21 protein-coding genes, 4 tRNA genes and 1 pseudogene are annotated in these 23,528 nt (G+C 60.0%); 8 read left to right on the forward strand and 18 right to left on the reverse strand.

Annotated features, from left to right (window positions below; translation table 11 throughout):
* Positions 1–53: 53 nt before the first annotated feature.
* The 3 genes from JJD74_RS22810 to JJD74_RS22820 all read left to right on the forward strand — a co-directional run bounded on the left by JJD74_RS22810 (position 54) and on the right by JJD74_RS22820 (position 2,181).
* Complete coding sequence (locus tag JJD74_RS22810; protein WP_042560461.1) at positions 54–680, forward strand: alanyl-tRNA synthetase; 627 nt, start codon at positions 54–56, stop codon at positions 678–680.
* A 90-nt stretch (positions 681–770) separates the two neighbouring features.
* Positions 771–1,541 carry a 2OG-Fe(II) oxygenase gene (locus tag JJD74_RS22815; protein WP_042560462.1) on the forward strand — a complete coding sequence of 257 codons (771 nt, stop codon included), beginning with the start codon at positions 771–773 and terminating at the stop codon, positions 1,539–1,541.
* Between the two features lies 1 nt (position 1,542).
* Positions 1,543–2,181: a LysE family translocator gene (locus tag JJD74_RS22820; protein ID WP_042560463.1), complete on the forward strand. Its 639-nt coding sequence runs from the start codon at positions 1,543–1,545 to the stop codon at positions 2,179–2,181.
* 134 nt (positions 2,182–2,315) lie between these two features.
* Here the strand turns inward: JJD74_RS22820 and JJD74_RS22825 are convergent.
* From JJD74_RS22825 to JJD74_RS22840, 4 genes are all read right to left on the reverse strand, one after another.
* Positions 2,316–2,391 (reverse strand) — tRNA-Gly (locus tag JJD74_RS22825).
* 3 nt (positions 2,392–2,394) lie between these two features.
* Positions 2,395–2,470 (reverse strand) — tRNA-Glu (locus tag JJD74_RS22830).
* 104 nt (positions 2,471–2,574) lie between these two features.
* Positions 2,575–2,650, reverse strand: a tRNA-Gly gene (locus JJD74_RS22835).
* A 2-nt stretch (positions 2,651–2,652) separates the two neighbouring features.
* Positions 2,653–2,728 (reverse strand) — tRNA-Glu (locus JJD74_RS22840).
* Between the two features lie 384 nt (positions 2,729–3,112).
* On the opposite strand from JJD74_RS22840, the gene JJD74_RS22845 reads away from it, so the two are divergent.
* Complete coding sequence (locus JJD74_RS22845; protein ID WP_047302627.1) at positions 3,113–3,871, forward strand: hypothetical protein; 759 nt, start codon at positions 3,113–3,115, stop codon at positions 3,869–3,871.
* 567 nt (positions 3,872–4,438) lie between these two features.
* On the opposite strand, the gene JJD74_RS31545 is transcribed toward JJD74_RS22845, so the two are convergent.
* The 4 genes and pseudogenes from JJD74_RS31545 to JJD74_RS22860 all read right to left on the reverse strand — a co-directional run bounded on the left by JJD74_RS31545 (position 4,439) and on the right by JJD74_RS22860 (position 8,860).
* Positions 4,439–5,320 carry a methyl-accepting chemotaxis protein gene (locus JJD74_RS31545; protein ID WP_395602948.1) on the reverse strand — a complete coding sequence of 294 codons (882 nt, stop codon included), beginning with the start codon at positions 5,318–5,320 and terminating at the stop codon, positions 4,439–4,441.
* Positions 5,300–6,403, reverse strand: a pseudogene (locus JJD74_RS31550) (HAMP domain-containing protein); the annotation flags it as partial. The gene JJD74_RS31545 and the pseudogene JJD74_RS31550, both read right to left, overlap by 21 nt.
* 108 nt (positions 6,404–6,511) lie before the next feature.
* Entirely contained in the window at positions 6,512–7,912 is a 1,401-nt protein-coding gene (locus JJD74_RS22855) for an aminotransferase-like domain-containing protein (protein ID WP_200616886.1), read from the reverse strand.
* A gap of 186 nt (positions 7,913–8,098) precedes the next feature.
* Positions 8,099–8,860, reverse strand: a complete 762-nt coding sequence (locus tag JJD74_RS22860; protein WP_047302634.1) for an SDR family oxidoreductase — start codon at positions 8,858–8,860, stop codon at positions 8,099–8,101.
* A 250-nt stretch (positions 8,861–9,110) separates the two neighbouring features.
* Here JJD74_RS22860 and JJD74_RS22865 point away from each other — a divergent pair, with 250 nt between their 5' ends.
* Positions 9,111–10,115 (forward strand): NADP-dependent oxidoreductase, encoded by a 1,005-nt coding sequence (locus JJD74_RS22865; RefSeq protein WP_042560468.1) that lies wholly within the window; start codon positions 9,111–9,113, stop codon positions 10,113–10,115.
* A gap of 152 nt (positions 10,116–10,267) precedes the next feature.
* Here JJD74_RS22865 and pyrF read toward each other — a convergent pair whose 3' ends face one another.
* Positions 10,268–10,966: an orotidine-5'-phosphate decarboxylase gene (pyrF, locus tag JJD74_RS22870; RefSeq protein ID WP_042560469.1), complete on the reverse strand. Its 699-nt coding sequence runs from the start codon at positions 10,964–10,966 to the stop codon at positions 10,268–10,270.
* 297 nt (positions 10,967–11,263) lie between these two features.
* Here pyrF and JJD74_RS22875 point away from each other — a divergent pair, with 297 nt between their 5' ends.
* Together JJD74_RS22875 and JJD74_RS22880 are read left to right on the forward strand one after the other, a co-directional pair.
* On the forward strand, positions 11,264–12,013 hold the full coding sequence (locus JJD74_RS22875; protein ID WP_042560470.1) for a response regulator: 750 nt from the start codon (positions 11,264–11,266) through the stop codon (positions 12,011–12,013).
* Positions 12,013–13,062 (forward strand): ATP-binding protein, encoded by a 1,050-nt coding sequence (locus tag JJD74_RS22880; protein WP_200616887.1) that lies wholly within the window; start codon positions 12,013–12,015, stop codon positions 13,060–13,062. Before JJD74_RS22875 ends, JJD74_RS22880 begins: the two co-directional genes overlap by 1 nt.
* Before the next feature lie 101 nt (positions 13,063–13,163).
* On the opposite strand, the gene JJD74_RS22885 is transcribed toward JJD74_RS22880, so the two are convergent.
* From JJD74_RS22885 to JJD74_RS22925, 9 genes are all read right to left on the reverse strand, one after another.
* Positions 13,164–14,204 (reverse strand): AI-2E family transporter, encoded by a 1,041-nt coding sequence (locus JJD74_RS22885; protein ID WP_042560472.1) that lies wholly within the window; start codon positions 14,202–14,204, stop codon positions 13,164–13,166.
* A 69-nt stretch (positions 14,205–14,273) separates the two neighbouring features.
* Positions 14,274–15,080 carry a DUF4892 domain-containing protein gene (locus tag JJD74_RS22890; RefSeq protein WP_200616895.1) on the reverse strand — a complete coding sequence of 269 codons (807 nt, stop codon included), beginning with the start codon at positions 15,078–15,080 and terminating at the stop codon, positions 14,274–14,276.
* Between the two features lie 115 nt (positions 15,081–15,195).
* Positions 15,196–16,050, reverse strand: coding sequence for an alpha/beta hydrolase (locus JJD74_RS22895; protein ID WP_042560474.1), 855 nt, complete (start codon positions 16,048–16,050; stop codon positions 15,196–15,198).
* On the reverse strand, positions 16,047–16,853 hold the full coding sequence (locus tag JJD74_RS22900; RefSeq protein ID WP_042560475.1) for an alpha/beta fold hydrolase: 807 nt from the start codon (positions 16,851–16,853) through the stop codon (positions 16,047–16,049). The genes JJD74_RS22895 and JJD74_RS22900 overlap by 4 nt, the downstream gene beginning before the upstream one ends.
* Before the next feature lie 202 nt (positions 16,854–17,055).
* The gene (locus JJD74_RS22905) at positions 17,056–17,499 is read right to left on the reverse strand and encodes a hotdog fold thioesterase (protein WP_042560476.1); all 444 of its coding nucleotides are present in this window, start codon (positions 17,497–17,499) and stop codon (positions 17,056–17,058) included.
* Positions 17,500–17,530: 31 nt separating this feature from the next.
* The gene (locus tag JJD74_RS22910; protein ID WP_115146210.1) at positions 17,531–19,186 is read right to left on the reverse strand and encodes an AMP-binding protein; all 1,656 of its coding nucleotides are present in this window, start codon (positions 19,184–19,186) and stop codon (positions 17,531–17,533) included.
* 168 nt (positions 19,187–19,354) lie between these two features.
* On the reverse strand, positions 19,355–19,807 hold the full coding sequence (gene sixA / locus JJD74_RS22915) for a phosphohistidine phosphatase SixA (RefSeq protein WP_042560478.1): 453 nt from the start codon (positions 19,805–19,807) through the stop codon (positions 19,355–19,357).
* A complete protein-coding gene (locus tag JJD74_RS22920) occupies positions 19,804–20,151 on the reverse strand; it encodes a DUF4389 domain-containing protein (RefSeq protein WP_042560479.1) in 348 nt (115 codons plus the stop codon). The genes sixA and JJD74_RS22920 overlap by 4 nt, the downstream gene beginning before the upstream one ends.
* A gap of 31 nt (positions 20,152–20,182) precedes the next feature.
* Positions 20,183–21,208 carry an NAD(P)H-dependent glycerol-3-phosphate dehydrogenase gene (locus JJD74_RS22925; protein WP_042560480.1) on the reverse strand — a complete coding sequence of 342 codons (1,026 nt, stop codon included), beginning with the start codon at positions 21,206–21,208 and terminating at the stop codon, positions 20,183–20,185.
* 196 nt (positions 21,209–21,404) lie between these two features.
* Here JJD74_RS22925 and JJD74_RS22930 point away from each other — a divergent pair, with 196 nt between their 5' ends.
* Entirely contained in the window at positions 21,405–23,528 is a 2,124-nt protein-coding gene (locus tag JJD74_RS22930) for a TonB-dependent receptor plug domain-containing protein (protein ID WP_200616888.1), read from the forward strand.

Below are 23,528 nucleotides of genomic sequence, written 5' to 3' on the forward strand. Positions count from 1 at the left end.
GTTATTGCACGATTCATATAATAAAAACAGAAACTTTAATAAGGGCATGGAATATGACGCTTCGCCTCTTTTTCCATAGTGATGACCTCAAGGCCAATGTGGAAGTCCTCGACTGCACGCCCCAAGAGAACGAATTCGCAGTAGTGCTGCGCGCCACTTTGTTCCATCCGCAAGGTGGCGGCCAGCCGTGTGATACCGGCTGGATTGGCGAGAGTCTGGTGCTGCGCGTGGTGCAGGAACCGGATCGAATCATCCACTTCGTTGACCGACCGGTACCGCTCGGCATGACCTGCATCCGCGTCGACGAACAGCGCCGCTGTTTTAATACCCGCATGCACTCGGCCGGTCATTTGATCGGGCATTTCATTCAGACGCTGGGCTGGACGCCGATCAAGGCGCACCACTGGCCAGACGAAGGACGCGTGCAATTCAAGCCGGGCGATGACGCGCAGGAGATCGACGCGCAATCCGTTCAACTCGGTATCGATCAATGGGTAGAACACGATCTGCCACGCCTGACGTCACTGCGCGACGGCGCGCGGGAAATCGGTTTTGGCGAGCTGCCGGCCTATGGCTGCGGCGGCACCCACGTACGTAGCCTGAAGGATTTGGGCACAGTCACGATCGCGTCCCTTTCGCAGAAGAAAGGCACGCTGTCCGTCCACTACAGCGTGGATTGAGCATTTCGGCCACTGCCCCGCGCAGTGGCCGGCGCGGGGGAACCGCACGCGCGGATTCCGTTGACTATCGATAGATGGACCTAAAAAAAAATGATGCTAGACGTCGAGCGTCTCGATGAGACGTGCATAAAAAAACTGGCCAACGAAGAAGTCCTCGCCATCCGCGTCAAAGGCTTTTTGCCCGAGCCGCTGGCGATCCAGATTGGCGACAGGATTCTTGCTCCAGGCTTTGAGGGCTACATCAACGCACCGAGTATCGGCCGCATCGGCATGGCGTTTTATGAAGCGGAAAACCAGCCGCTACTGATCGAGGATTATTTCGAACGGGCCACCAGCAACATCGCAGAACTGCGTCAGCGCTGTGCGCCCTACTCTTCGCCTGTCGACACGCTGCGTTGCATGCTCGACGAATCCTGGCCAGCCGGCGCACATCTGGAAAACCTCTACGGACGCAAAATGTATGTCGGTCTTTCGCGCGTGGTGAAACCCGGCGTGTGCTTCCTGGCCCACCACGACATTTTCGCCAAGGACGCGCCAGAGAGTTTTCAGGCCCGCAGCCTCGAGGCGCAATTTGCCTGCAACGTATACCTGAACATGCCGACTGAGGGCGGCGCGTTGCAAATGTGGGATGACGACATTACGCCGGATCAATTCGACGAAATGCGCGGCGATAGCTACGGCATCGATCCGGCACTGCTCGGCCCGCCAACCCTGGAAGTACAGCCTGAGCCCGGCGATTTCATCATGTTCAATTCGCGCTGCATGCACTCGGTCACGCCGGGCGTGGCCGATCCGCGCTTGAGCCTTTCCTTCTTTGTCGGCTACCGCGGCAATGCTTCACCCCTGACCTTCTGGAGCTGAGATGTTATCGAACTACCTGGGCGAGTTTTTGGCGCTGGCCACCATTCACTTTCTGGCCGTTGTCGCTCCCGGACCGGATTTCGCTGTCACCATTCGCCAGAGTGTGCGTTTTGGACGCTTGGTCGGGATTTGCACGGCATTGGGTATCGGCGCCGGCATTTCCGTACATGTGCTGTACACCTTGCTGGGCGTCGGCGCATTAATGCATACCACCCCGTGGCTGTTGACGGTCGCCAAGGTGATTGGCGGTGCCTACATTTTGTATCTGGGTATCAGCCTGCTGCGCAGCAAGCCGAAATCGACACTCGAAGGTGACAAAACTGCCGATGAACCCGTCGCCGAACAAACGTTGTTCAAAGCCTTCAGTACCGGTTTTCTGACTAATGCCACCAACCCCAAAGCCACGCTGTTCTTCCTCGCGATATTCACCACCATCATCAGCGCCAGCACACCGCTGAAGATTCAAGCGCTTTACGGTGTGTGGATGTGTTTTGTGAATGCGCTGTGGTTTGTGGTGGTCGCGCTGTTTTTTTCGAGCAGCAAGGTACGGTTGTTGTTCATGCGCATGGGGCACTGGTTCGAACGCACCATGGGCGTTGTGCTGATTCTGTTTGCCGGTCGACTGATGCTGTCCTGGTAATCTGTCCCGCAACGCAAAAAGGCCCACCGATTTTCATCGGTGGGCCTTTTTTTGCCTGGAGATACCTGGGAGAAGAATCCAAATAACACGCATACAAAAACGCCGCTCATCACTGAGCGGCGTTTTTGTGAATTTGGAGCGGGAAACGAGACTCGAACTCGCGACCCCGACCTTGGCAAGGTCGTGCTCTACCAACTGAGCTATTCCCGCAAATGGCGTCCCCTAGGGGACTCGAACCCCTGTTACCGCCGTGAAAGGGCGGTGTCCTAGGCCACTAGACGAAGGGGACACGCTACCCGGAACACATGGTGTGTGTTTCGGTGTCCAGATCCGAGCCCGAAGACTTGGTTCTGGTTTCACTCAGCCCCGCCCGAAAGCAGTGCTGTTTAAAAATGGAGCGGGAAACGAGACTCGAACTCGCGACCCCGACCTTGGCAAGGTCGTGCTCTACCAACTGAGCTATTCCCGCATTGGCGTCCCCTAGGGGACTCGAACCCCTGTTACCGCCGTGAAAGGGCGGTGTCCTAGGCCACTAGACGAAGGGGACACACTACAACATTCACTCCCTACCGCGTTTCGCTGTGTGCTTTACGCTGTAAGTGGCGCGCATTCTATGGATGGATTGGGAGGTCGTCAACCCCCTGATATAAATTTATTTAAATCAATGACTTCGACCTGCTTTAAGGCACCGATCCGACTTTTCCGTCGCCCGACGATTGACGCCTATATTCCGGCAGTCGCCAAGACGTTATAGTCCACCGCACAGTGATGGCAATCTGCACATCATGCGCCAGCATTCATATAAGCGGTGTATGGCCGATACAGATAGAACCCGCCGCGCCAGCTCGTCGAACGGCGCTAGGCGCGTAAATCTCCAACCACTACACTCGCATGCGAACCCTATAAAGAGGTCTTACCGGTGACACCACTCATGATCACCCTGCTAGTAGTAGCCGGGATCGCAATTCTGATCGCCATTGGCTACATGAACCATGTGGTGGAAAACAACAAACTGGAAAAGGCCCGCACCAAAGTCGAACTCAACGACCGACTGCGCCGTTGCGGTGAACTGACCGAGACCTTCCCCGGCCAGTTCATGACACCGGCCCTCAAGCTGTTACTGACTCGTCTGGAACTCAACGTCTGCCAGCGCCTGCTGAACCTTGAGAAAACCAGCGCAGCCACCAAAGCCCGCATCACCGAACTGAATGCACTGGTAGCCCAAGGCGAATCGATCCCGGTCAACAATCCACCGGCGCCGATCCTGACCGAAGCCAAAGCCAAAGACGTACGCTTCCTCCTCGAAGCCCTGCACGGCCAGATCACCCGCGCCGCCCATGACGGCTTCCTGCCACCGAACGAAGCCAAACAATGGATTCGCGAAGTCCGCCACATTCTGGTACTGCTGCACATCGAGTTCTTCAACAACCTCGGCCAACAGTCCCTGCAACAAAACCAACCCGGCCAGGCCCGCCTCGCCTTCGAACGCGGCGTGCAATACCTGCGCAAACAACAAGACCCGAAAATGTATGCCGAACAACTGGAGTACCTGGAGAAACTGCTGGCTCGCGCCAACGCCCAGGTCATGGACAAAATCGCTCCAGTGGAAGGTGAAGAGAACCAACTGACTGCAGGGCTCAAAGACGTTGAAGCCGATGCGGACTGGAAGAAAAAAGTCATCTACGACTGATCGCAGATGCTGAAAGAGAAGCCACCGATAGGTGGCTTTTTTGTGGGCTGATGTTGGTGTTTCATTTGCACAAGCAAGGCGAATGACAGATCGCCATCGCGAGCAGGCTCACACCTACAGTTTGGAATGGATGCATTCAACTAGGAATTGGCCAGCTCACACAAAGAGCAACAGCAAAATCAAAAGATCGCAGCCTTCGGCAGCTCCTACAGGGAGTCCCCACCGAGAGATTGGTTGGCTGGCAGACCCGCTCCCAAATACAAGCAAAACAGCAAGCAGCACCACCGCGGCGCAGCCGCCCCACTCAACAGAATGAGCGTTAGCTCGACTGCAGCTCTTGATCTACAAGGCCCCGTCGGCAGGCTGAGAGGATGGATCCCGGAACGAAGGAACCCCGAGCCCCAGCGAGCGGGCCGAACGTTGGGGCCCAGACCTTTGGTTCCTTTGGAGCGTTTGCCAAAGGGACTCGCTGTAAAAGCGAAACCGCCAGCCGCAACACCAAAAAAAACGGATATTCCCCCCAACCCCCACAACATGGTCGGCCCAAAGGCCGCCAAGTCAAAAGCGTCAAAGCCGAAAATGCCCAACCATCCCCCGCAACTCACTCCCCAACTGCGCCAGCTCAATACTCGAAGCCGCGTTCCCACGCATCGCAATCGACGACTGATCCGCACTCGCGCGAATACTCGTCACACTGCGATTGATCTCCTCCGCCACCGAACTCTGCTCCTCCGCCGCCGCCGCAATCTGCTGATTCATCTGCTGAATCAACGAAACCGCCGCCGCAATACTCCCCAACGCACTTTCAGTCTGCAACGCATCACTTACCGCGAGCTTCACCAACTCACCGCTGCTTTGAATTTGCTGCACCGACGAATGCGCCGCCGAGCGCAACGCGCTGACCAGCCGCTCAATTTCTTCGGTCGATTGCTGCGTGCGTCGAGCCAATGCGCGAACCTCATCGGCCACCACCGCAAAGCCCCTGCCCTGCTCCCCGGCCCGCGCCGCTTCGATCGCCGCGTTCAATGCCAACAGATTGGTCTGCTCGGCAACGCTTTTGATCACACTCAGCACCGTACCGATATTCTGGATTTCGGCACTGAGACTCTCGATGCTTGAGCTGGCCGAATTCGCCGATTCCGCCAGTTGCTCGATCCGCGCCATGCTCTGGCGCACCACCTGCTGACCACTCTCGACCTTGCCATCCGCCGTCTGCGCCGCAAACGCCGCTTCTTCAGCGTTGCGCGCGACATCGTGGACGGTGGCGGTCATCTGGTTCATGGCCGTGGCCACCTGTTCGGTTTCTTCCTTCTGACTGCTGACCTCAAGATTGGTCTGCTCGGTGACTGCCGACAGCGACTGCGCGGAGCTGGCCAATTGTTCGATACCGGCCTGCAACCCACTGACAATTGTGCTCAACCCCGCGCCCATCTGCTGCATCGCCAACATCAGTTGACCAATCTCGTCACGGCGGGTGACCTCCACGGTCGCACTCAAATCACCGGCCGCAATGCGCTGCGCGACATTGATCACACTGCGCAACGGCGCGACGATCAGCCGAGTAATCAGCCACGCCGCAATCAAACCGACCAACAGCGCCAATGCCGAAGAACCCACAATCAACAGTGAATTCTTTTTCAGCTCGGCCTGCATGGCGGCGTCTTCGGCAACGTAAGCCTGATCCACCCGCTCCATCACTTGTGCCGCGCGCTGATGCAATTGCTCGTAGACAGTTTTTTCCTGTTCGAGCAATCCGGTGTACTCGGCCAGCTTGTCGTTGAAACCGGCAATGTGCCCCGAGACTTCATTAAGCACCGTCAGATACCCATCGTCCTTGACCGTGGACTTCAGCGCTTCGGCCTGGCTCTGCGCTTGCGCGGCCTGTTCGATATTGCCCTTGCCAGCGCTGTCATCGCCCTTGCGACTTTGATCCAGACGAACCCGCGCCTCATTCATCGCTTGCAGCATCAGCCTCGACACCTGGCTGATCTGATTGGCCTGTTCGATGAACTGCGCACCGTCCTTGCCTTCGGTGTCCTTCAAGGTATAGGCACCGTCGTCCGCCAGCCCGGCCTGCAACACGTCGAGGTTGTTGGCCACGCTTGAGACCGACCAACTGGCCATTTCCAGCGCCAGATCCTTGGTCTGGGTCAACGAAACAAACTCGTCGAACGCCTTGCGATAGGCGCCCAGCGACTGCTCGACATCCAGCATGACCGGGACGTTGGCCGGCGATTGCGCCTTGAGCTCGTTGGCCAGGGCAATCAAGCCATCCACGCCCTCACGCAAGGCGTCGGCCGTTTTCGGATTACCGCGCAAGGCATACTCCTGCTCGAGCAAACGCACCTTGAGCAGGCCGCTATTGAGCGAGGACATCTGTTTCAGTCCGTCGAACCGGTGGCTGATGGTTTGCAGGGACCAGACGCCAATCGCCGCCACCAGTGCGGTCAGCAGCAAAACCAGCACAAACCCGATACCCAGTTTTTTCGCCATACCGAGGTTGGCAAAACGTCCTTGCACGGCCGAAATCATTGCGCGTAGTCCCCTGCCAAAGTCAGTTGACGAAGAGTCGCAATGGCCATGAACAAGCACAAGTCTCTGGCGTCGGAATAATGGCAAAAAGCTACGCCTGCGTCGTTTTCAGAACATTTGAGGTCGATCCGAACCGGTATGCCGAAAAAACTGTCGAGCCCGCGGATCACAGGCGTAAGCCACGTTGATGCGATGCCAGTCGCCACCTTCGCCACTGGGGCTGAAGGCGTCCGGGGCGGACAGCAAAACACCGCAACGCTGAGCCTGTGCGCGCACTCGCGCCTGATCCGCTACCCGCGCACGTGCCCAGATGAACAAGCCGCCAGTCGGTTTGCCGAACACTTCCCAGTCGGCGTCTTCCAGTGCCTGCAACGCCGCGGCGCGATCGGCATTCAAACGCTGCCGCTGGCGCTGCACCAGTTTGCGATAAGCACCGGTCGCCATCAGGTTGGCCAGCGCCGCCTCGGAAAACCTTGAGGCCCCCAGACCACTGATCATCTTGACCTGGGCAAGCCGCGCAACAATCTCGCTGTCGGCGAGAACAAATCCGACCCTTAACGAACTGCTGAGTGTCTTGGAAAAACTGCCGACATAAATCACCCGCCCTTCATCGTCGAGCGCCGCCAGTCGAGTACCGTTGCCCGTGTGCAGGTCGGCGTAGACATCGTCTTCGATCACGCGCAAATCGTAGGTCTTGCTCAATTGCACGATGCGCTGCGCCACCGCCGGCGTCAGGCAACTGCCAGTCGGGTTCTGGTGATGGCTGTTGATGAACAACGCCCTGGGCTGAAACTGGCGCAGCAACGCCTCGAGCGCGACGGTATCTGGCCCGCTCGGGGTGCGCTGCACTTCAAGCATCTGCACCCCGTGCAGCCGCAACAGGTCGAACAGCGGCGCGTAACCGGGGGTTTCGACTACCACGCAGTCGCCGGCCTTGAACAAGGTTCGAACGATCAGGTCCAGCGCGTGACTGGCGCCGCTCGTGCTCAGCAACTGCGTGCTGCGAGCCTCGATACCGAACAGTCGCAGGCGTTTGACGATCTGCTCGCGCAATGCCGCAAGGCCCAGCGGCGTGCTGTAGTTGAACAGGCTGGCCATGTCGGTGCGCGCCACCTCTCGCAGCGCATAGCTGAGATCGTCAGGCTCGCGCCAGCTCTGCGGCAAACCGCCGCCGCCAAGTTTCAAACCACTCGCGGCCCCACACACCGCATCACACCAGGCAAGCCGGTCCTCGAAGGGCACCGACTCATCCTCTGCGTTCGCCGTCGACGGCGACGCTGCCACGATAAATCCCGCGCCCTGACGGGTGGTCAGGACGCCCTGCGAAACCAACCGCTCGCACGCCTCGACGACACACGACTGGCTGAGCAGATTACCCCGGGCGATTTGCCGAACCGAGGGCAAACGGGTGGCTGGCGGTACCCCGCTTTGCAGGATCCACTCAGTCAGCCCGTCAACAATCTGCTGTACGACGGGCACCATTGCCTGTCGGTCAATTCTCAATTCCATGAGCAAGCAAACTCCTGTCCGTTTTGCTGGCGGCAGTTAATCACAGCCACGCGGCACAGGCTGTGCGACAACGCCGTCAAAAGCGACTGTTCTAATCATTTGATACACATTGTTTAGTGGTTTAAGTGAACTCAACGCAGCCCATAAAAAAACCCGCACGAATGCGGGTTTTTTCAGCCATGTGATTCAGAACGCGGTAACGCCACCATCCACCGCCAACGAATGGCCCGTGGTGAACGCTGCACCGTCGCTGCACAGGTACAACACCGCGCTGGCGATTTCCTCGACCTTGCCGATGCGCCCCACCGGATGCATGGCATTAGCGAACTCGCCTTTCTTCGGATCGGCCTCATAGGCACGACGGAACATGTCGGTGTCGATGACTGCCGGACACACCGCGTTGACGCGGATTTTCTTCTTCGCGTACTCGATAGCCGCCGACTTGGTCAGACCGATCACCGCGTGTTTCGACGCGGCATAAATGCTCATCTTCGGCGCCGCCCCCAGGCCTGCCACCGAGGCGGTGTTGACGATCGCTCCGCCCCCCTGAGCCAGCAACAGCGGCAACTGATATTTCATGCACAGCCAGACGCCTTTGACATTGACGCCCATGATCGCGTCGAACTCGTCCATGGAACCGTCGGCCAGTTTGCCCTTCTCGATTTCGATCCCGGCATTGTTGAAGGCATAGTCGAGACGGCCGTAGGTATTGATCACCTCGTCCATCAGATTTTTCACTTCGCTTTCGACGGTAACGTTGCAGCGCACGAAGGTAGCGTCTCCGCCGGCTGTACGAATAAGCGCGACAGTGCCCTCCCCTCCGGCAGTATCCAGATCGGCCACCACCACTTTCAGACCTTCGGCGGCGAATGCCTGGGCCGTGGCGCGGCCGATGCCGTTGGCGGCTCCCGTGACTACGGCGACCTGACCGGAAAACGTCATGCTCATTGTTATGTCCTCGAACGGATAGATGCAGGGGGGCTGTGTAGACATGCAGCGCAGTTGCAGCATAGCGACAAGGGTTTGCCGGACGTCAGCACTATCAGAGGGCTGTTTATGCGCCCATGCGTCGCAGTGATAAATCCATGCCTATGACTATCACTGCATTGGATCGGCGAGCATTCGCCGCATCAGCCAACCTTGCGGCATCGCCCATGAAGGTCTATCAACAAGGCTTCATTCAACTTGAGTGCCTGTCATGACTTCCCAGACCAATCGCCAGTTCCTGCTCGCCAAACGCCCGGTGGGTGCCGCCACCCGCGAGACCTTCACCTATCAGGAAGTGCCGGTCGGAGAACCTGCGGCAGGACAGATTCTGGTCAAGAACGAATACCTGTCCCTCGACCCGGCCATGCGCGGCTGGATGAATGAAGGCAAGTCCTACATTCCGCCGGTCGGTATCGGCGAAGTCATGCGCGCCTTGGGCGTAGGCAAAGTCGTCGCATCGAACAATCCGGGCTTTGCAGTCGGGGACTACGTCAACGGCGCCCTTGGCGTGCAGGATTACTTCCTCGGCGAGCCCAGAGGTTTCTACAAAGTCGATCCGAAACTGGCGCCGTTGCCGGTTTATCTCTCTGCGCTGGGCATGACCGGCATGACCGCCTACTTCGCCCTGCTCGATGTCGGCGCACCGAAGGCCGGCGAAACCGTGGTGCTTTCCGGCGCGGCCGGTGCGGTGGGCAGCATTGCCGGCCAGATCGCCAAGATCAAAGGTTGCCGCGTGGTCGGCATTGCTGGCGGTGCCGACAAGTGCAAATTCCTTATTGATGAATTGGGCTTCGACGGCGCCATCGACTACAAGAGCGAAGACGTGGTTGCAGGGCTTAAACGTGAATGCCCGAAAGGCGTCGACGTCTATTTCGATAACGTCGGCGGCGATATTCTCGACGCGGTGCTGAGCCGTTTGAACATGAAGGCGCGAGTGGTGATCTGCGGTGCGATCAGCCAATACAACAACAAGGAGGCGATCAAAGGCCCGGCCAACTACCTGTCGCTGCTGGTCAACCGTGCGCGGATGGAAGGTTTTGTGGTGATGGACCATGCCGCACAATTCGCTGCCGCCGGACAGGAAATGGCCGGCTGGATGGCCAAGGGCGAACTCAAGAGCAAGGAAGATATTGTCGAGGGGCTGGAGACGTTCCCGGAGACGCTGATGAAATTGTTCAGCGGAGAGAATTTCGGCAAGTTGGTGTTGAAGGTCTAAAGCAAAGTCAAAAGCTCAGCCTGTAGGCAGCCCATGCAGGAGCTGCCGAAGGCTGCGATCTTTTTACCGCTTGCAGCCATTTATATCAGCTGAGGGAAGATCAAAAGATCGCAGGCTGCACCAGCTCCTACAGGGTTTTGTGCAGGGTCTGATCAGGCGATTTCGGCGACGACGGAAGCCAACGCCTGCGCCGGATCAGCCGCCTGGCTGATCGGACGGCCGATCACCAGGTAATCGGAGCCTGCATCCAGCGCCTGACGCGGGGTCAGAATGCGCCGTTGATCGTCCTGCGCGCTGCCCGCCGGGCGAATCCCCGGGGTCACCAGTTGCAGCGACGGATGCGCAGTTTTCAGCGCCTGGGCTTCCAGTGCCGAGCACACCAGACCATCCATCCCGGCTTTCTCGGCCAATGCTGCCAGACGCAGAACCTGCTCTTGCGGCTCAATATCCAGACCAATACCTGCCAGGTCTTCGCGCTCCATGCTGGTCAGCACAGTGACGCCGATCAGCAGCGGCTGCGGACCGCTACGCTTGTCCAATACTTCACGGCAGGCCGCCATCATGCGCATACCGCCGGAGCAGTGAACGTTGACCATCCACACGCCCATCTCGGCAGCCGCTTTTACGGCCATCGCAGTGGTGTTGGGAATATCGTGGAATTTCAGATCAAGGAATACTTCAAAACCCTTGTCACGCAGGGTGCCGACGATTTCAGCGGCGCAACTGGTGAACAGCTCCTTGCCCACTTTGACCCGGCACAGTTTCGGGTCCAACTGGTCGGCCAGCTTCAGTGCGGCGTCACGGGTGGGGAAATCCAGGGCGACGATGATAGGAGTCTGGCAGACGGACATTGGGAGGGCTCTCAGGCAGGTCGAAATCGGCGCGCATTGTAGCGGAACCGGCGGCGGCGCGGCACCCGATGATCGGTAAAATCGTCGCACCAGCCGAGATCAGCATAGCGCTCGCTGCTATTGTGTCGACTTCGATACACAACCGACATGTCGCCAACACGCGCCCGCGCTAGCCTCGCCAGCCGCAATACGTCCTTACATCAGCACTTCCCGCCTCACCGCCGGACGCCTATGCTGAAACCACCACCTCGCAGCCCATCTTTGTGGTTGGCGGCCTACTGGCAGATGAACAGCCCCATGCACAACACCCAAACCACCGTGACGGATGAGCAAAAAGACGACAAGCGCTGGAGCATTCGTGCACTGATCGTCGACGACGACGTGCCGATCCGCGAGTTGATGATCGACTACCTCGCGCGTTTCAACATCCATGCGAGCGGCGTCACCGATGGCACAGCGATGCGCCAGGCCATGCAAGCCGAGCATTTCGATGTGGTGGTGCTGGACCTGATGCTGCCCGGCGAAGACGGTTTGTCGCTGTGCCGCTGGCTGCGCGCCGAATCGGACATCCCGATCCTGATGCTCACCGCACGCTGCGAACCCACCGACCGCATCATCGGCCTGGAACTCGGCGCCGACGACTACATGGCCAAACCGTTCGAACCGCGCGAACTCGTCGCGCGGATCCAGACCATCCTGCGCCGCGTGCGCGATGATCGCACCGAGCAGCGGGCGAACATCCGCTTCGACAACTGGCGCCTGAACAGCGTCCTGCGCCAACTGGTCGCCGACGACGGCCTGGTGGTGCCGCTGTCCAACGCCGAATTTCGCCTGCTCTGGGTGTTTATCGAACGTCCGCGTCGGGTGCTCAGCCGCGAACAATTGCTCGACGCTGCGCGCGGTCGCTCAATCGAAGCGTTCGACCGCAGCATCGATTTGCTGGTCTCGCGCCTGCGACAGAAACTCGGCGATGATCCGAAAGCCCCGCAGTTGATCAAAACCGTACGCGGTGAAGGTTACCTGTTCGACGCCCGAGACATCGGCTGATGCGGGCGCGCTTCGACACGCTGTTCGGCCGGCTGTTTGGCGTGCTGTTCGTGGCGATCGTCCTGGCGCACTTGCTCGCTTTTACCTGGTTCCGCCTCTACGGCCCGCCCCCGCCTCCGCCGCCACCGGAATTCTCCCAAACCATCGAAGGCCAACCGTCGCCGCACGATTCTCGCTACCCGCCACGCCCAACGCGCCCCTGGTTCGGTGGCCCGATCGTGCCGCTGACTTTTCAGTTCATCACCTTGATGGTCGCCGCCTGGTACGGCGCCAAGTTGCTCAGTCGGCCGATCCAACGCCTGAGCGACGCCGCCGAACGTCTCAGCGAAGACCTCGACAGCCCCCCGCTGGACGAGTCAGGCCCACGCGAGGCGCGGCAAGCGGCGCATACCTTCAACCTGATGCAGCGGCGCATTCGAGAACAAGTCCAGCAACGTGCGCGCATGCTCGGCGCAGTGTCCCATGACCTGCGCACCCCCTTGTCACGACTGAAATTGCGCCTGGAGAACATCAGCGACGACAAACTGCAAAGCCAGATGCGGCAGGATTTGAACGACATGATCGCCATGCTCGACGCCACCCTCACCTACCTGCATGAGCAACGCACCAGCGAAGCCCTGCAGCTGATGGACGTGCAGGCGCTGGTCGAATCATTGTGCGAAAACGCTCAGGATCAAGGTGCGGACGTACACGTCAGCGGACATTGCGCACCGCTGCCGGTACAACCGATGGCACTGCGTTCCTGCCTCAACAACCTGATGGATAACGCCCTGCGTTACGCCGGGCAGGCGCGCATCGAATTGCACGATCAGCGCGAGCAACTGCTGATCTGCGTGATCGACCATGGGCCGGGGATTGCCGAGGACAAACGTGAAGCGGTGTTCGAGCCATTCTTTCGTCTGGAAGGATCGCGCAACCGCAATTCCGGTGGCGTCGGGCTGGGCATGACCATCGCCCGGGAAGCCGCGCAGCGACTGGGCGGGCAATTGAATCTGGAAGAAACACCGGGCGGTGGTCTCACCGCCATCATTCGCCTGCCGCGCACCTGAAAAGCCCCCATCCCGGTAGGCGTGAGCCTGCCGGGATGGGGGCTTTTCAGTCGACATCAAGATCGACGGATATACCCCAAGCCAAAAACCTTGAAGCGTCCTTAAACCCGAGCCTGACTCTTACTCCAATCCGTCAACAAACTATAAGCCACCGCCAAAAGCGTAGGCCCGATAAACAGCCCGATAAACCCGAACGCAATCAACCCGCCAAACACCCCAAGCAACACAATCACCAACGGCAAATTCCCGCCTCGGCTGATCAGATACGGCTTGAGCACGTTATCAACGCCACTGATGATAAACGTCCCCCAGATACCCAAAAATACCGCCATCCCATACTCGCCCTTCCAGGCCAGCCAGGCGGTGGCCGGCACCCACACCAACGGTGGCCCCATCGGAATCAGACTCAGCAGAAACGTGACGATACCCAGCACCAACGCCCCGGGCACCCCGGCAATCAGGAACCCGATCAACGCCAGAACCGCCTGCGCCGCTGCCGTGCCGATCACCCCGTTGACCACTCGCTGCACGGTCCCGGCAACCAGTTCGATATAGTACCCGGCGCGATCGCCAATCAAACGCTCCAGCAAACCGTGCACGAACGCCGCCAGACGCGGCCCGTCGCGATAGAAAAAGAACACAAAGACAATGCTCAGTGACAGCTCGAGAATCCCGCCGCCGATCTGCGCACTGCGCGCCAGCAACCAGTTACCGACCTGCCCCAGATAAGGCTTGATCGACACCATCAACGCGGCGCCCTGCTGATCGATGCTGTCCCAAATGCCGACCAGCCGTTCGCCCACAAGCGGAACACTGCCGAGCCAGGTCGGCGCCTCCGGCAAACCATCGACCTGCACGTCCTTGATGAACGCCGTCGCGTCACGCACGTGATCGGCCAGGTTGAAGCCCAGCCAGACCAACGGTACCGCCACCAACAACATCCAGCCCAGGGTCAGAACCGCCGCCGCCAGCGATTCACGGCCATTGAGCAGCCGGGTCAAAAGACGCATCAGCGGCCAACTGGCGAACGCCAGTACTGCGCCCCAGAACAGCGCCGACCAGAACGGCGCCATCACCCACAGGCTGGCGCCAAACAACACCAGCAGCAGGATCTGCACCAGCAGTCGATCGTTATTGAGCATGTAAGGTCTCGAAAAAGTCAGTCAGGCAAAGAGTAGGCGAACACGCGGCGCGCGCTCGCCCGATGCAGCTTATCGCAACAAATCAATGCGCAAACCTACGCCATCGACTTTGCCGGTTTCCATCCGTGCCGCACGCACGCCCTGATTGATCAATGCCTGGCGCCAGGCCTCGGCTTTCGGCCCGGACACTGTCACTCGCTGCGTGGTATCGAGATTCAGTCCACGGGAAATCAGGCGTAACCACGTGTCATCCGGGTCATTGACGAGTTTGGGGAAATCCAGCTCGCCGGTGCTCTTGAGCTGGCGCAACAGGGTCGCCGAGGTCGGCAGCAGCTCACCCAGCGGCGCAGCCGCTTCGAACTCTTCGACATGCAGATAGGCTTTGCGATTGCCGCGCGTGATGCTGTAGAGCGCCACCAGCGTGTTGTCCCGCGGCGCGGCCAGCCTCAGCAACAAGTACGCCTGTTGCTCGTCGGAACCGTACAGTTTGGCATTGCCGAACACCTCGTTGGCCCAGAGGCTGCTTTCGCCGCAGTCGCGGGCCTGGCACCAGAACAGCAACTCGGCGTCCTGCTTTTGCAGGGCCTCGCGGGCGGCGGTGAAGGCTTCGGTGGCGGCGTGTTCGGGTGGCAACTCATAAGTGACCGAGGTGGTCTGGCCACGGGCAGTGACCTGGCCGTCAAAGCGCAACTGGCCGCTGATCTTGCGGATCGAGCCCAATGGGTAAATCCGCTCCTGCTCTGCCGGAGGGCGATAGTCGACGATTTGCGCGTCGGCCAGTCGCGGCACGATCTGCAGGTCCTGACTGCCCGGCACATCGGCGGCGAACGAAATGGAACTGAAGCAGCACAGCGCCAACAGACTGAGTGATCGCATAGTCAGGCTCATCGGATCGGCATGGCTTGGCGGATCGGGGTCGTAGCGGTATAGAAATCCATCGTGGTTGTCTCCCATTTCAACCCGCCCAGCCTCGACAGTTGCCCGGTGCAAGTCAAGGAATGGCGAAGAACCGATTGAAACAGTCTGCGACAAGATCCGCACCGGGCTCGTCGTTCAGGTGCAAATGGTGCCCGCCGGGCAGCTGTTCCCGGCTAAAGGGTAGACGCTCCAGCAGCTCAGGATGTTTGGCCAGCATGCCGTCCGCCGCAACCACCAATTGTGCTGGGCAACCGATGCGCTGGACGAAGGCCATCGCCTGCTCCTGCGTCAGGCGCAGCGGCGATGGCAGGGTCAGGCGATTGTCGGTGCGCCAGGTGTAACCGCCGGGAACCGGCATCAAGCCGCGCTGGGCCAGCAACTCTGCGGCCTCCCGACTGACCGCGACCAGGCCTTTCATCCGCGCCTCGATGGCACGGTCGAGGGTGGTGTAGACCGGTTTGCGCTTCTCGCGCAGATCCAGTTGCGCTTGCAGGGCCATGCCCATGCGCTCGGCAGCGTTTTCGCCCTTGTCTGTAGGAGGAATCACCCCATCGATCAACGCCAGATGAGTGATCCGATCCGGCAACGATCCCGCCAGCACCATGGAAACAATCGCGCCCATGGAATGCCCGAGCAGGCCGAAACGCTTCCAGCCCAGTTGCTCGGCGACTTGCAGTACGTCATGGGCGTAGTCCCACAGCGCATACCCGGCGCCGTGCGGCCGATGCCCGGAATGCCCGTGCCCAGCCATGTCCAGCGCGATAATGCGCAGGCCTTTGAGCTTCGGCGCGAGACGGGCAAAGCTGTTGGCGTTGTCGAGCCAGCCATGCAAGGCGATGACCGGCACACCGTCCTCGGGTCCGAACAAATGCGCGGCCAGTTCGATATGCGGCAGGCTCAGGCGCACTTCTTCGAAGGTCGGGCTCATGCGCAATCCTTGTCCTGGCGGTTTTCCCAGCGGCTAAACAGGTTTTTCAGCAAGCGTGCCGTGTCCTGTGGACGTTCAAGGGGAAACATGTGCCCTCCGGGCATGCTCAGCGCCTCACCTTGGGCAAGCCGCGAAACGAAGCGCGTGTGATGGCGCATGACCACCCGGCTCGTGTGCCCACGCACAACCGCCAGCGGCACCTGCAACTGGCGGGTGCGGCCGGGGCTGGTGTGCGGCACGCCGCGATAAATGCTGATTTCGGTGGCCGGGTCGAAGCGCAGGCGCAGTTTGTCGCCCACCTTGTGCAAGCCATGTTGCAGGTAAGCATCGAAGCATTCCGGGTCGAACCCGCGAAACAGGCTCTTGCCCGCGAAATAGCTGCGCGCACTGGCGAGGTCGGTAAATTCTTCACGTCGGCCAAGGGTGCGGCCGGCCGGGGTCAGTCTGTCGATGAAACCGAAGCGCTTGGCCGCGCGGATCACCCATTGGTCGGTGCGAGTCAGCACCGGCGAATCGAGCATCACTACACCGCGATACAACTCAGGGCAACGCAACGCCGCATGCAGGTGCAGCACACCGCCAAAGGAGTGACCGACGCCCCACACGGGCTGATCTTGCTGCTGCAAATGGTGGATCAATTCGTCGACAAGGTTGTACCAGTTGTCATCCGCCGGAAAACGCGGGTCATGAGCGTGCTGCTCCAGATGCGCGACCCGATACTCGGGCGCCAGCGCCGCGAACAACTTGCCGTAGGTGCCCGAGGGAAACCCGTTGGCGTGGGCGAAAAAGATAGGTTGCGACATGCGGGCAAATCCATGAGCGGGAAACGTGGCGTTGATTGTCCGTAAGACCGCGCCCGGCGGCAATGACTGTAACTGCCAGGAATGGTGACAGTCTGGTCAGGGTTATGGTGTGCCAAGCAAATCCCTCCCCCTCACCCCAGACCTCTGGACGGTCCGACGTGTCTAGAGGGCCAGAGCTCTGGGGTGAGGGGCTTTTTCGATGTCACCGTGCTGGCGGCTGCTCACCTAGCGGCACTACCGCCATGGTCAACCGCGACACACAACTGGCCTTGCCCTCATCGCTGGTCAGGCGGATATCCCAGACATGCGTGGTGCGACCGATGTGAATCGGCTTGGCCACCGCTGTCACCCGGCCACTGCGCAGACCGCGCAAATGGTTGGCGTTGATCTCAAGCCCCACGCAATAAAACTTGCTGGCATCGATGCACAAATAGCTGGCCATCGAACCGACGGTTTCCGCCAGCACCACTGACGCGCCGCCGTGCAGCAAGCCATAAGGCTGATGCGTACGGTGGTCGATGACCATGCTCGCGGTCAGCGATTCTTCGTCGAACGCTTCGAAACGGATGTCGAGCACTTCGCCGATGGTGTTTTTCTGAATCGCGTTCAACTGCTCGATGTTGGGAGTGGTGCGCCACAAGCTCATCGCAGACTTCCTTTGTTGTTTTAGTCGTCGCTCAATCCTGCCACAGCACTGCCTCGCTGCGCGCGCTCCATTCTTCGAATCGGGCGCCGTAGGTGTCTTCGATGACGTTGCGTTTGATCTTCAGGGTCGGCGTGAGAAAACCGTTTTCCACCGCCCAGCTGTCCTTGACCACCACCAGCCGGCGCAGTTGCTCGTGCTTGTCGAGCACGGCGTTGACCTCCTCCAGCAGCTTTTCCAGGCTCGAATGCAGGCTCGCTCGTGGCTCTTCCTGATTGACGCTCGAGAGCACGCACAGGCCCAGCGGCGCACTCAAACCATCACCGACCACACATACCTGTTCGATGCGCGAGTGCACGGCCAAACGGTTTTCGATTGGCGCCGGGGCGACGTATTTGCCTTTGCTGGTCTTGAAGATTTCCTTCAGTCGCCCGGTCAGGCGCAAGCGCCCTTCGGCATCCTGTTCGCCCTTGTCGCCAGTGCGCAGAAAGCCGTCTGCGGTGAGGGTTTCTGCAGTTTTCTGCGGCTCCTTGAAATAGCCAAGCATGTTCGCCTGACTGCGCACCTGGACCTCGCCGGATGCATCGATGCGCACCTCGACATCCGGGCACGGTTTGCCGATCCAGCCCTGTTTGTATTCGCCGGGCAAACAGATGTGCGAGTAACCGCAACCCTCGGTCATGCCGTAGACCTCCAGCACATCGAGGCCGAGTTTCTGATACCAGGCGAGCAATGTCTGCGGCACAGGTGCTGCACCGGACAGAGCCACGCGCAAGGCGTCCAGCCCCAGGCCCGCCAACACTTTGTGCCCGACCCGCTTACCGATGAAGGGCAGACCGAGCAGCAAGTCCAGACGTTTCGCCGGGATCTTGCTGTAGACGCCCATCTGGAATTTGGTCCAGATCCGCGGCACCCCGAACATTGCTGTCGGCCGCGCCCGCTTCAGATCGGTGATGAAGGTGTCGAGGCTTTCGGCAAAGAACACTGTCTGCCCGGTATAAATCGAAGCCATTTCAACGAACATGCGTTCCGCGACGTGGCACAACGGCAGGTACGACAGCAGCCGATCGTTTTCGTTGAGCCCGAACAGTTGCGTGCCACGGCTGGTGGCGAACCCCAGATTGGCGAAACTGTGCATCACGCCTTTGGGCAGGCCAGTGGTGCCGGAAGTGTAGATGATGGTCGCCAGTTGCTCGGCGGCGGGACGCGGGTCGTCCTGGATCGGCGAACTGCGTTGCAACTCAGCCCAGCTGAAATCGAAATCGCCGGGCGGATGCAGCGGCAGGCTGATGGTCGGCAAGCCCGCCGGCACGCCGATCGACATGCTCGGCCAATCGTCAAGTTTGCCGATAAATGCGAGCACGCTCTCCGAGTGATTGAGCACTTGAGCGACGGAGTCGGCCGTCAGGTTGGGATACAGCGGCACGGAAACGTGCCCCGCCATCCAGATGGCCAGATCGGCAATGATCCAGTGCGCGCAGTTTTTCGAGATCAGGGCGATATGGCTGCCTTGCGGCAACTCCCGTGCACGCAGCCAGTGTGCGGCGCAGCGAGCCTGATGGCCAACGTCGGCCCAGGTCAGCGTCTCGACCTCGCCACCCCCGATGGGCTGCACGAGAAAGCGCTGGCGTGGATGCCGGGCTTCACGTTCGTAAAACACGTCCAGCGGCAAACGGAATGCGGCAGACATGCGACTCGCTCCTGTTTTTTTAGGTCTGGAGCAAGCGTAGTCAACCAAGCAAGTGCTTGGTTGGAATTTTTACCAAGAGAAACAAGATCAAAAGATCGCAGCCTTCGGCAGCTCTTACATGAGAATGCGATCCCATGTAGGAGCTGCCGAAGGCTGCGATCTTTTGCTTTAAGGGTGCTTGAGGCTGTTGAGAGTCATCGAGCCAATCAGCAGTTCAGCACTCTCAAGTTCAGCCAACCCCGCCGTGCCGACCTTCTCCGGCGGATACCCGGCGCCGTGCTGCAAATAGCTGAGCAAATTGCCCACCAGCGGGTTGTGACTGACCAGCAGCGCATTGCTCACCGAAACCAGCTGATCGGCGACTTTGTCCGGATCGACCTCCGGCGTCAGCCACTCGACCGTGCGGATCTCGGGCTCGAAGCCCAGCGCCTCGCGGACAATCTGCGCGGTCTGTTGCGCGCGCAGGTACGGGCTGGCGTAGATCGCGGTGATCGGTTGCCCGATCAACTGCGCAGCGCTGCGCAATGCTTCTTCACGGCCATGCTCGGTCAGCTCCCGTTCGGAGTCGGGGCAAGAGCCATAAGGCACGGCCTCACCGTGACGCAATACCCAGAGTTTCATAGCTTGGGTTCCTCATCGCGAACCGGATGCGGTGCTGGCGGCACGGCATGTGGCGCCTCACCTTCGGGCGTACGCGGCGCTGGCCAATCGGCAAACGGCCAAGGCTTCTGGTCGCTGTGAAAACTGCCGAAGCGGCCGATCTGCGCCAGAAACTGGCTCAGGCTGTCACCGAAGTTCATCAGGCTGGCGCTCGGTGCGCCATAGATCAAACGATAGATCAGTTGCACCAGCACCACTGCGCCGAGAATAAACTGCGCCACTTGCCAGACCAGCAGGTAGACGATCATCCACAACACCCGCAGGAGGATGGATTCGTACCTGGCTTCGGATTTTGATTCGTTCATGTTCAGCTCCCCTACCCGTGAATAACAGCAGTCAGTTGAAACCACTGGTGGAAATAAAGTCGACATCGGTTTTCGGCTCGGCCCGCATCAACAGTTCGATGACCTGTTCCAGCGTGCGCCCCTCGAACAGGATCGCGTGCAAGCCTGCGACCAGCGGCATGTATACGCCGACTTCCTGGGACTTGGCTTTCAACACTTTCAGGGTATTGACCCCTTCGGCGACTTCGCCGAGGCGCGATACCGCTTCTTCGAGGCTCAGGCCCTGGCCGAGGGCGAATCCGACCTGATAGTTGCGGCTTTTCGGCGACGAGCACGTGACGATCAGATCGCCAACACCCGCCAGACCGAGGAAGGTCATCGGGTTGGCGCCCTGATTCACCGCAAACCGGGTCATCTCGGCCAAGGCGCGGGTGATCAGCATGCTCTTGGTGTTCTCGCCCATCTCCAGCGCCACCGCCATGCCGGCGATGATCGCGTAAACGTTTTTCAACGCCCCGCCCAGTTCGACACCAAAACGGTCGGCGCTGGCATAAACACGAAAGGTGCGGCCATGCAGCGCGGCTTGCACCTGTTTGCACAGTTCTTCGTCTTCACTGGCGACCACCGTGGCCGTCAGCGCGTGCTCGGCGATTTCCCGCGCCAGATTCGGCCCGGACAACACGCCGATCCGCGCCTGCGGGGCGATCTCTTCGAGGATCTGGCTCATCAGCTTGAAGGTTTGGGCTTCGATGCCTTTGGTCAGGCTGACCAGCATTTTGCCGCTCAGACGCTCGGCGTGCGCGGCGAGCACTGTGCGCAGTGCGCTGGACGGCAGCGCGACAAAGCACAGATCGCAGGCATCGAGGGTCTGCTGCAAGTCGGTGACCGCCGTCACTCCCGGCAGAATCTTGATGCCTTTGAGGTAACGCGGATTTTCGCGATTGACCCGGATGGCCTCGGCCTGCTCGGGGTCACGCATCCACTGCAGGACTTGATGGCCGTTCTCGGCCAATAAATTGGCCACGGCGGTACCAAAACTTCCGCCTCCCAGGACCGCAATCGGGCGCTGCTCAGTCATATGCAATCCGTTAATCCATACCAGTGGCGATGCCGGCATTATACGGGGCGACCCGGTCGCGGCCAGCCCCTGCGTCAATAACCGGCAGTTATAGGAAGAAGACCAATAAAACCTGGGAAAATGCCCGCAACGTAACTGGAAAAGTCGCTGTCCTCGGTTAACATGCGCGCCAATTCTTCGTTCGATAGGCCGCGTCGTGTTTTTCGCTCCTCCCCCACCGCGTTCTTCCCTGCTGCTGGCGCTGTTGTTCAGCCCGGTGCTGCTGGCGGACGACCTGTTCATGGACAGCCAGGCGCTGCCGCAGGTACTGACGGCCACCCGGCTAAAACAGACGCCGGCGGAAGTGCCGGGGAGCATGACCGTACTCGACAGCGAATTGATCAGCGCCAGCGGCGCCCGCGACATCAGCGAACTGCTGCGGCTGGTGCCGGGCATGATGGTCGGCAACATCAGCGGCAATCAGGCGGCGGTCAATTACCACGGCACCAACGCCACCGAAGCGCGGCGCATGCAGGTATTGATCGACGGCCGCTCGGTGTACCGCGCAGGTCTGGCCACGGTGGACTGGAGCGATATGCCGGTGGCCATGGAGGACATCGACCGCATCGAAGTCTTTCGCGGCCCGAACACCGTCAGCTACGGCGCCAACGCGCTGATGGCGGTGGTCAATATCATCACGCGCCACCCGGCGGAAAGCCACGGCACGCGGCTGAAAATCACCCGGGGCCAGCGCGGCATTAATGACTTTTATGCCAGCCAGGGCATCGGATGGAATGGCGGTGATCTGCGTCTGTCGCTGTCCGGCCAGGAGGATGACGGTTTCGACAGCGATCGCACGGGCGCCGATTACCGTGACAGCCGCCGTTTGAACCGCTTCAGCCTCGCGGTCAGCCACACGCTGAATGACAACCAGAGCCTTGACTGGCAGGTCAACGCGAAGGACGGCAGCAATCAACGGCCTTATACCTACCGCCCGGTGTTCTCGGGGATTACTGACAGCGGCAACAATTCCGACGTTGTCGCCAAGGACTATGCCGGCTCGGTGCGCTGGAATCTCGACATCAATCCCGAGCACAGTCTCTACGTACAAGGCTCGGCGCAGCATTGGGATCGTCAGCAGGTGTGGCGCGCCTGTGATGCCGAGGTGTCCTTCAGCCCGGAGCTGACACAGCTGTGGCAGCTCAACCCGAATTACACCGAACGTTTAGCGCGCAACATCACACGCTTCACCGGCCCAGGCGCTGCGCCCGGCACGCCGCAGGAAATGGCGCTGGCCAACCAAGTGCTCGATCAGTGGCGCAACGGCGCCAGTCAGACCCTGTGCGGCGACATCGACCAAAGCGCTCGCGAGTCACGCTACGACCTCGAACTGCAAGACACCCTCAGCCTGTCCGACAGCCTGCGTCTGGTCAGCGGCCTGAACTATCGTTATGACCGCGCCAGTTCCGAGACCTACTTCAACGGCACGCTGGACGACACCACGTGGCGTGCGTTCGGCCAATTGGAGTGGCGCGCCACTGAACACTGGTTGTTACAGGGCGGTGCGATGTTCGAAGACACGCAACTGATCGGCAGTTCGCTGACCCCACGCTTCGCGATCAATTACCTGATCAACCCGCGTCACGGCCTGCGCGCGGTGTACTCGGAGGCGATCCGCTCGCCGGACATGTTCGAGAACAACGTCAACTGGAGCTATCAGGTCAGCAAATTGCGACCTTCGGCGTACGGCAAGTCTTCGGCGCGCTATTTCGTCAAGACGCGCGGCCCCGGCGATCTCGATCAGGAACACATGCGCTCGCGAGAGCTGGGCTACAACGGCTACTTCGCCGAGTGGGGTCTGGCGGTCGACGTCAAACTGTTCTACGACGAGATCACCGGGATGATCAGCGAACCTCTGCGCAACAATCAGTACATCGCCAGCAACGCCAACAGCTCACGTTTTCGCGGCACCGAAACCCAACTCGACTGGCGCGTGAACACGGTCGACCGCTTGCGCTTCACTTACGCCTACGTCGAAGCCGAAGCGAGCAATCCGCTGGATCAGCAATTTACCGCCAGTCACAGCGGTTCTGCCGGATGGCTGCGCGATTGGGGCCACGGCTGGAACAGCGCCCTCTTCTATTACGGCGACAACGCGCTCAACGGCTATCGCTTCGAGCGCGTCGACACCCGAATCGCCAAACGCATCAAGCTGGGCAAGGCCCAACTGGAACTGGCCGGCGTGCTGCAGCAGCGCCTCGATCACGAGCCGACCACGTTCGTCGACAACAATTACGACGAACGCCGCGTGATGTATGTCAGCGCCGAGCTGGAGTTCTAG

The organism is Pseudomonas sp. MF6776 (assembly GCF_016613125.1).
GTDB lineage: Bacteria > Pseudomonadota > Gammaproteobacteria > Pseudomonadales > Pseudomonadaceae > Aquipseudomonas > Aquipseudomonas iridis.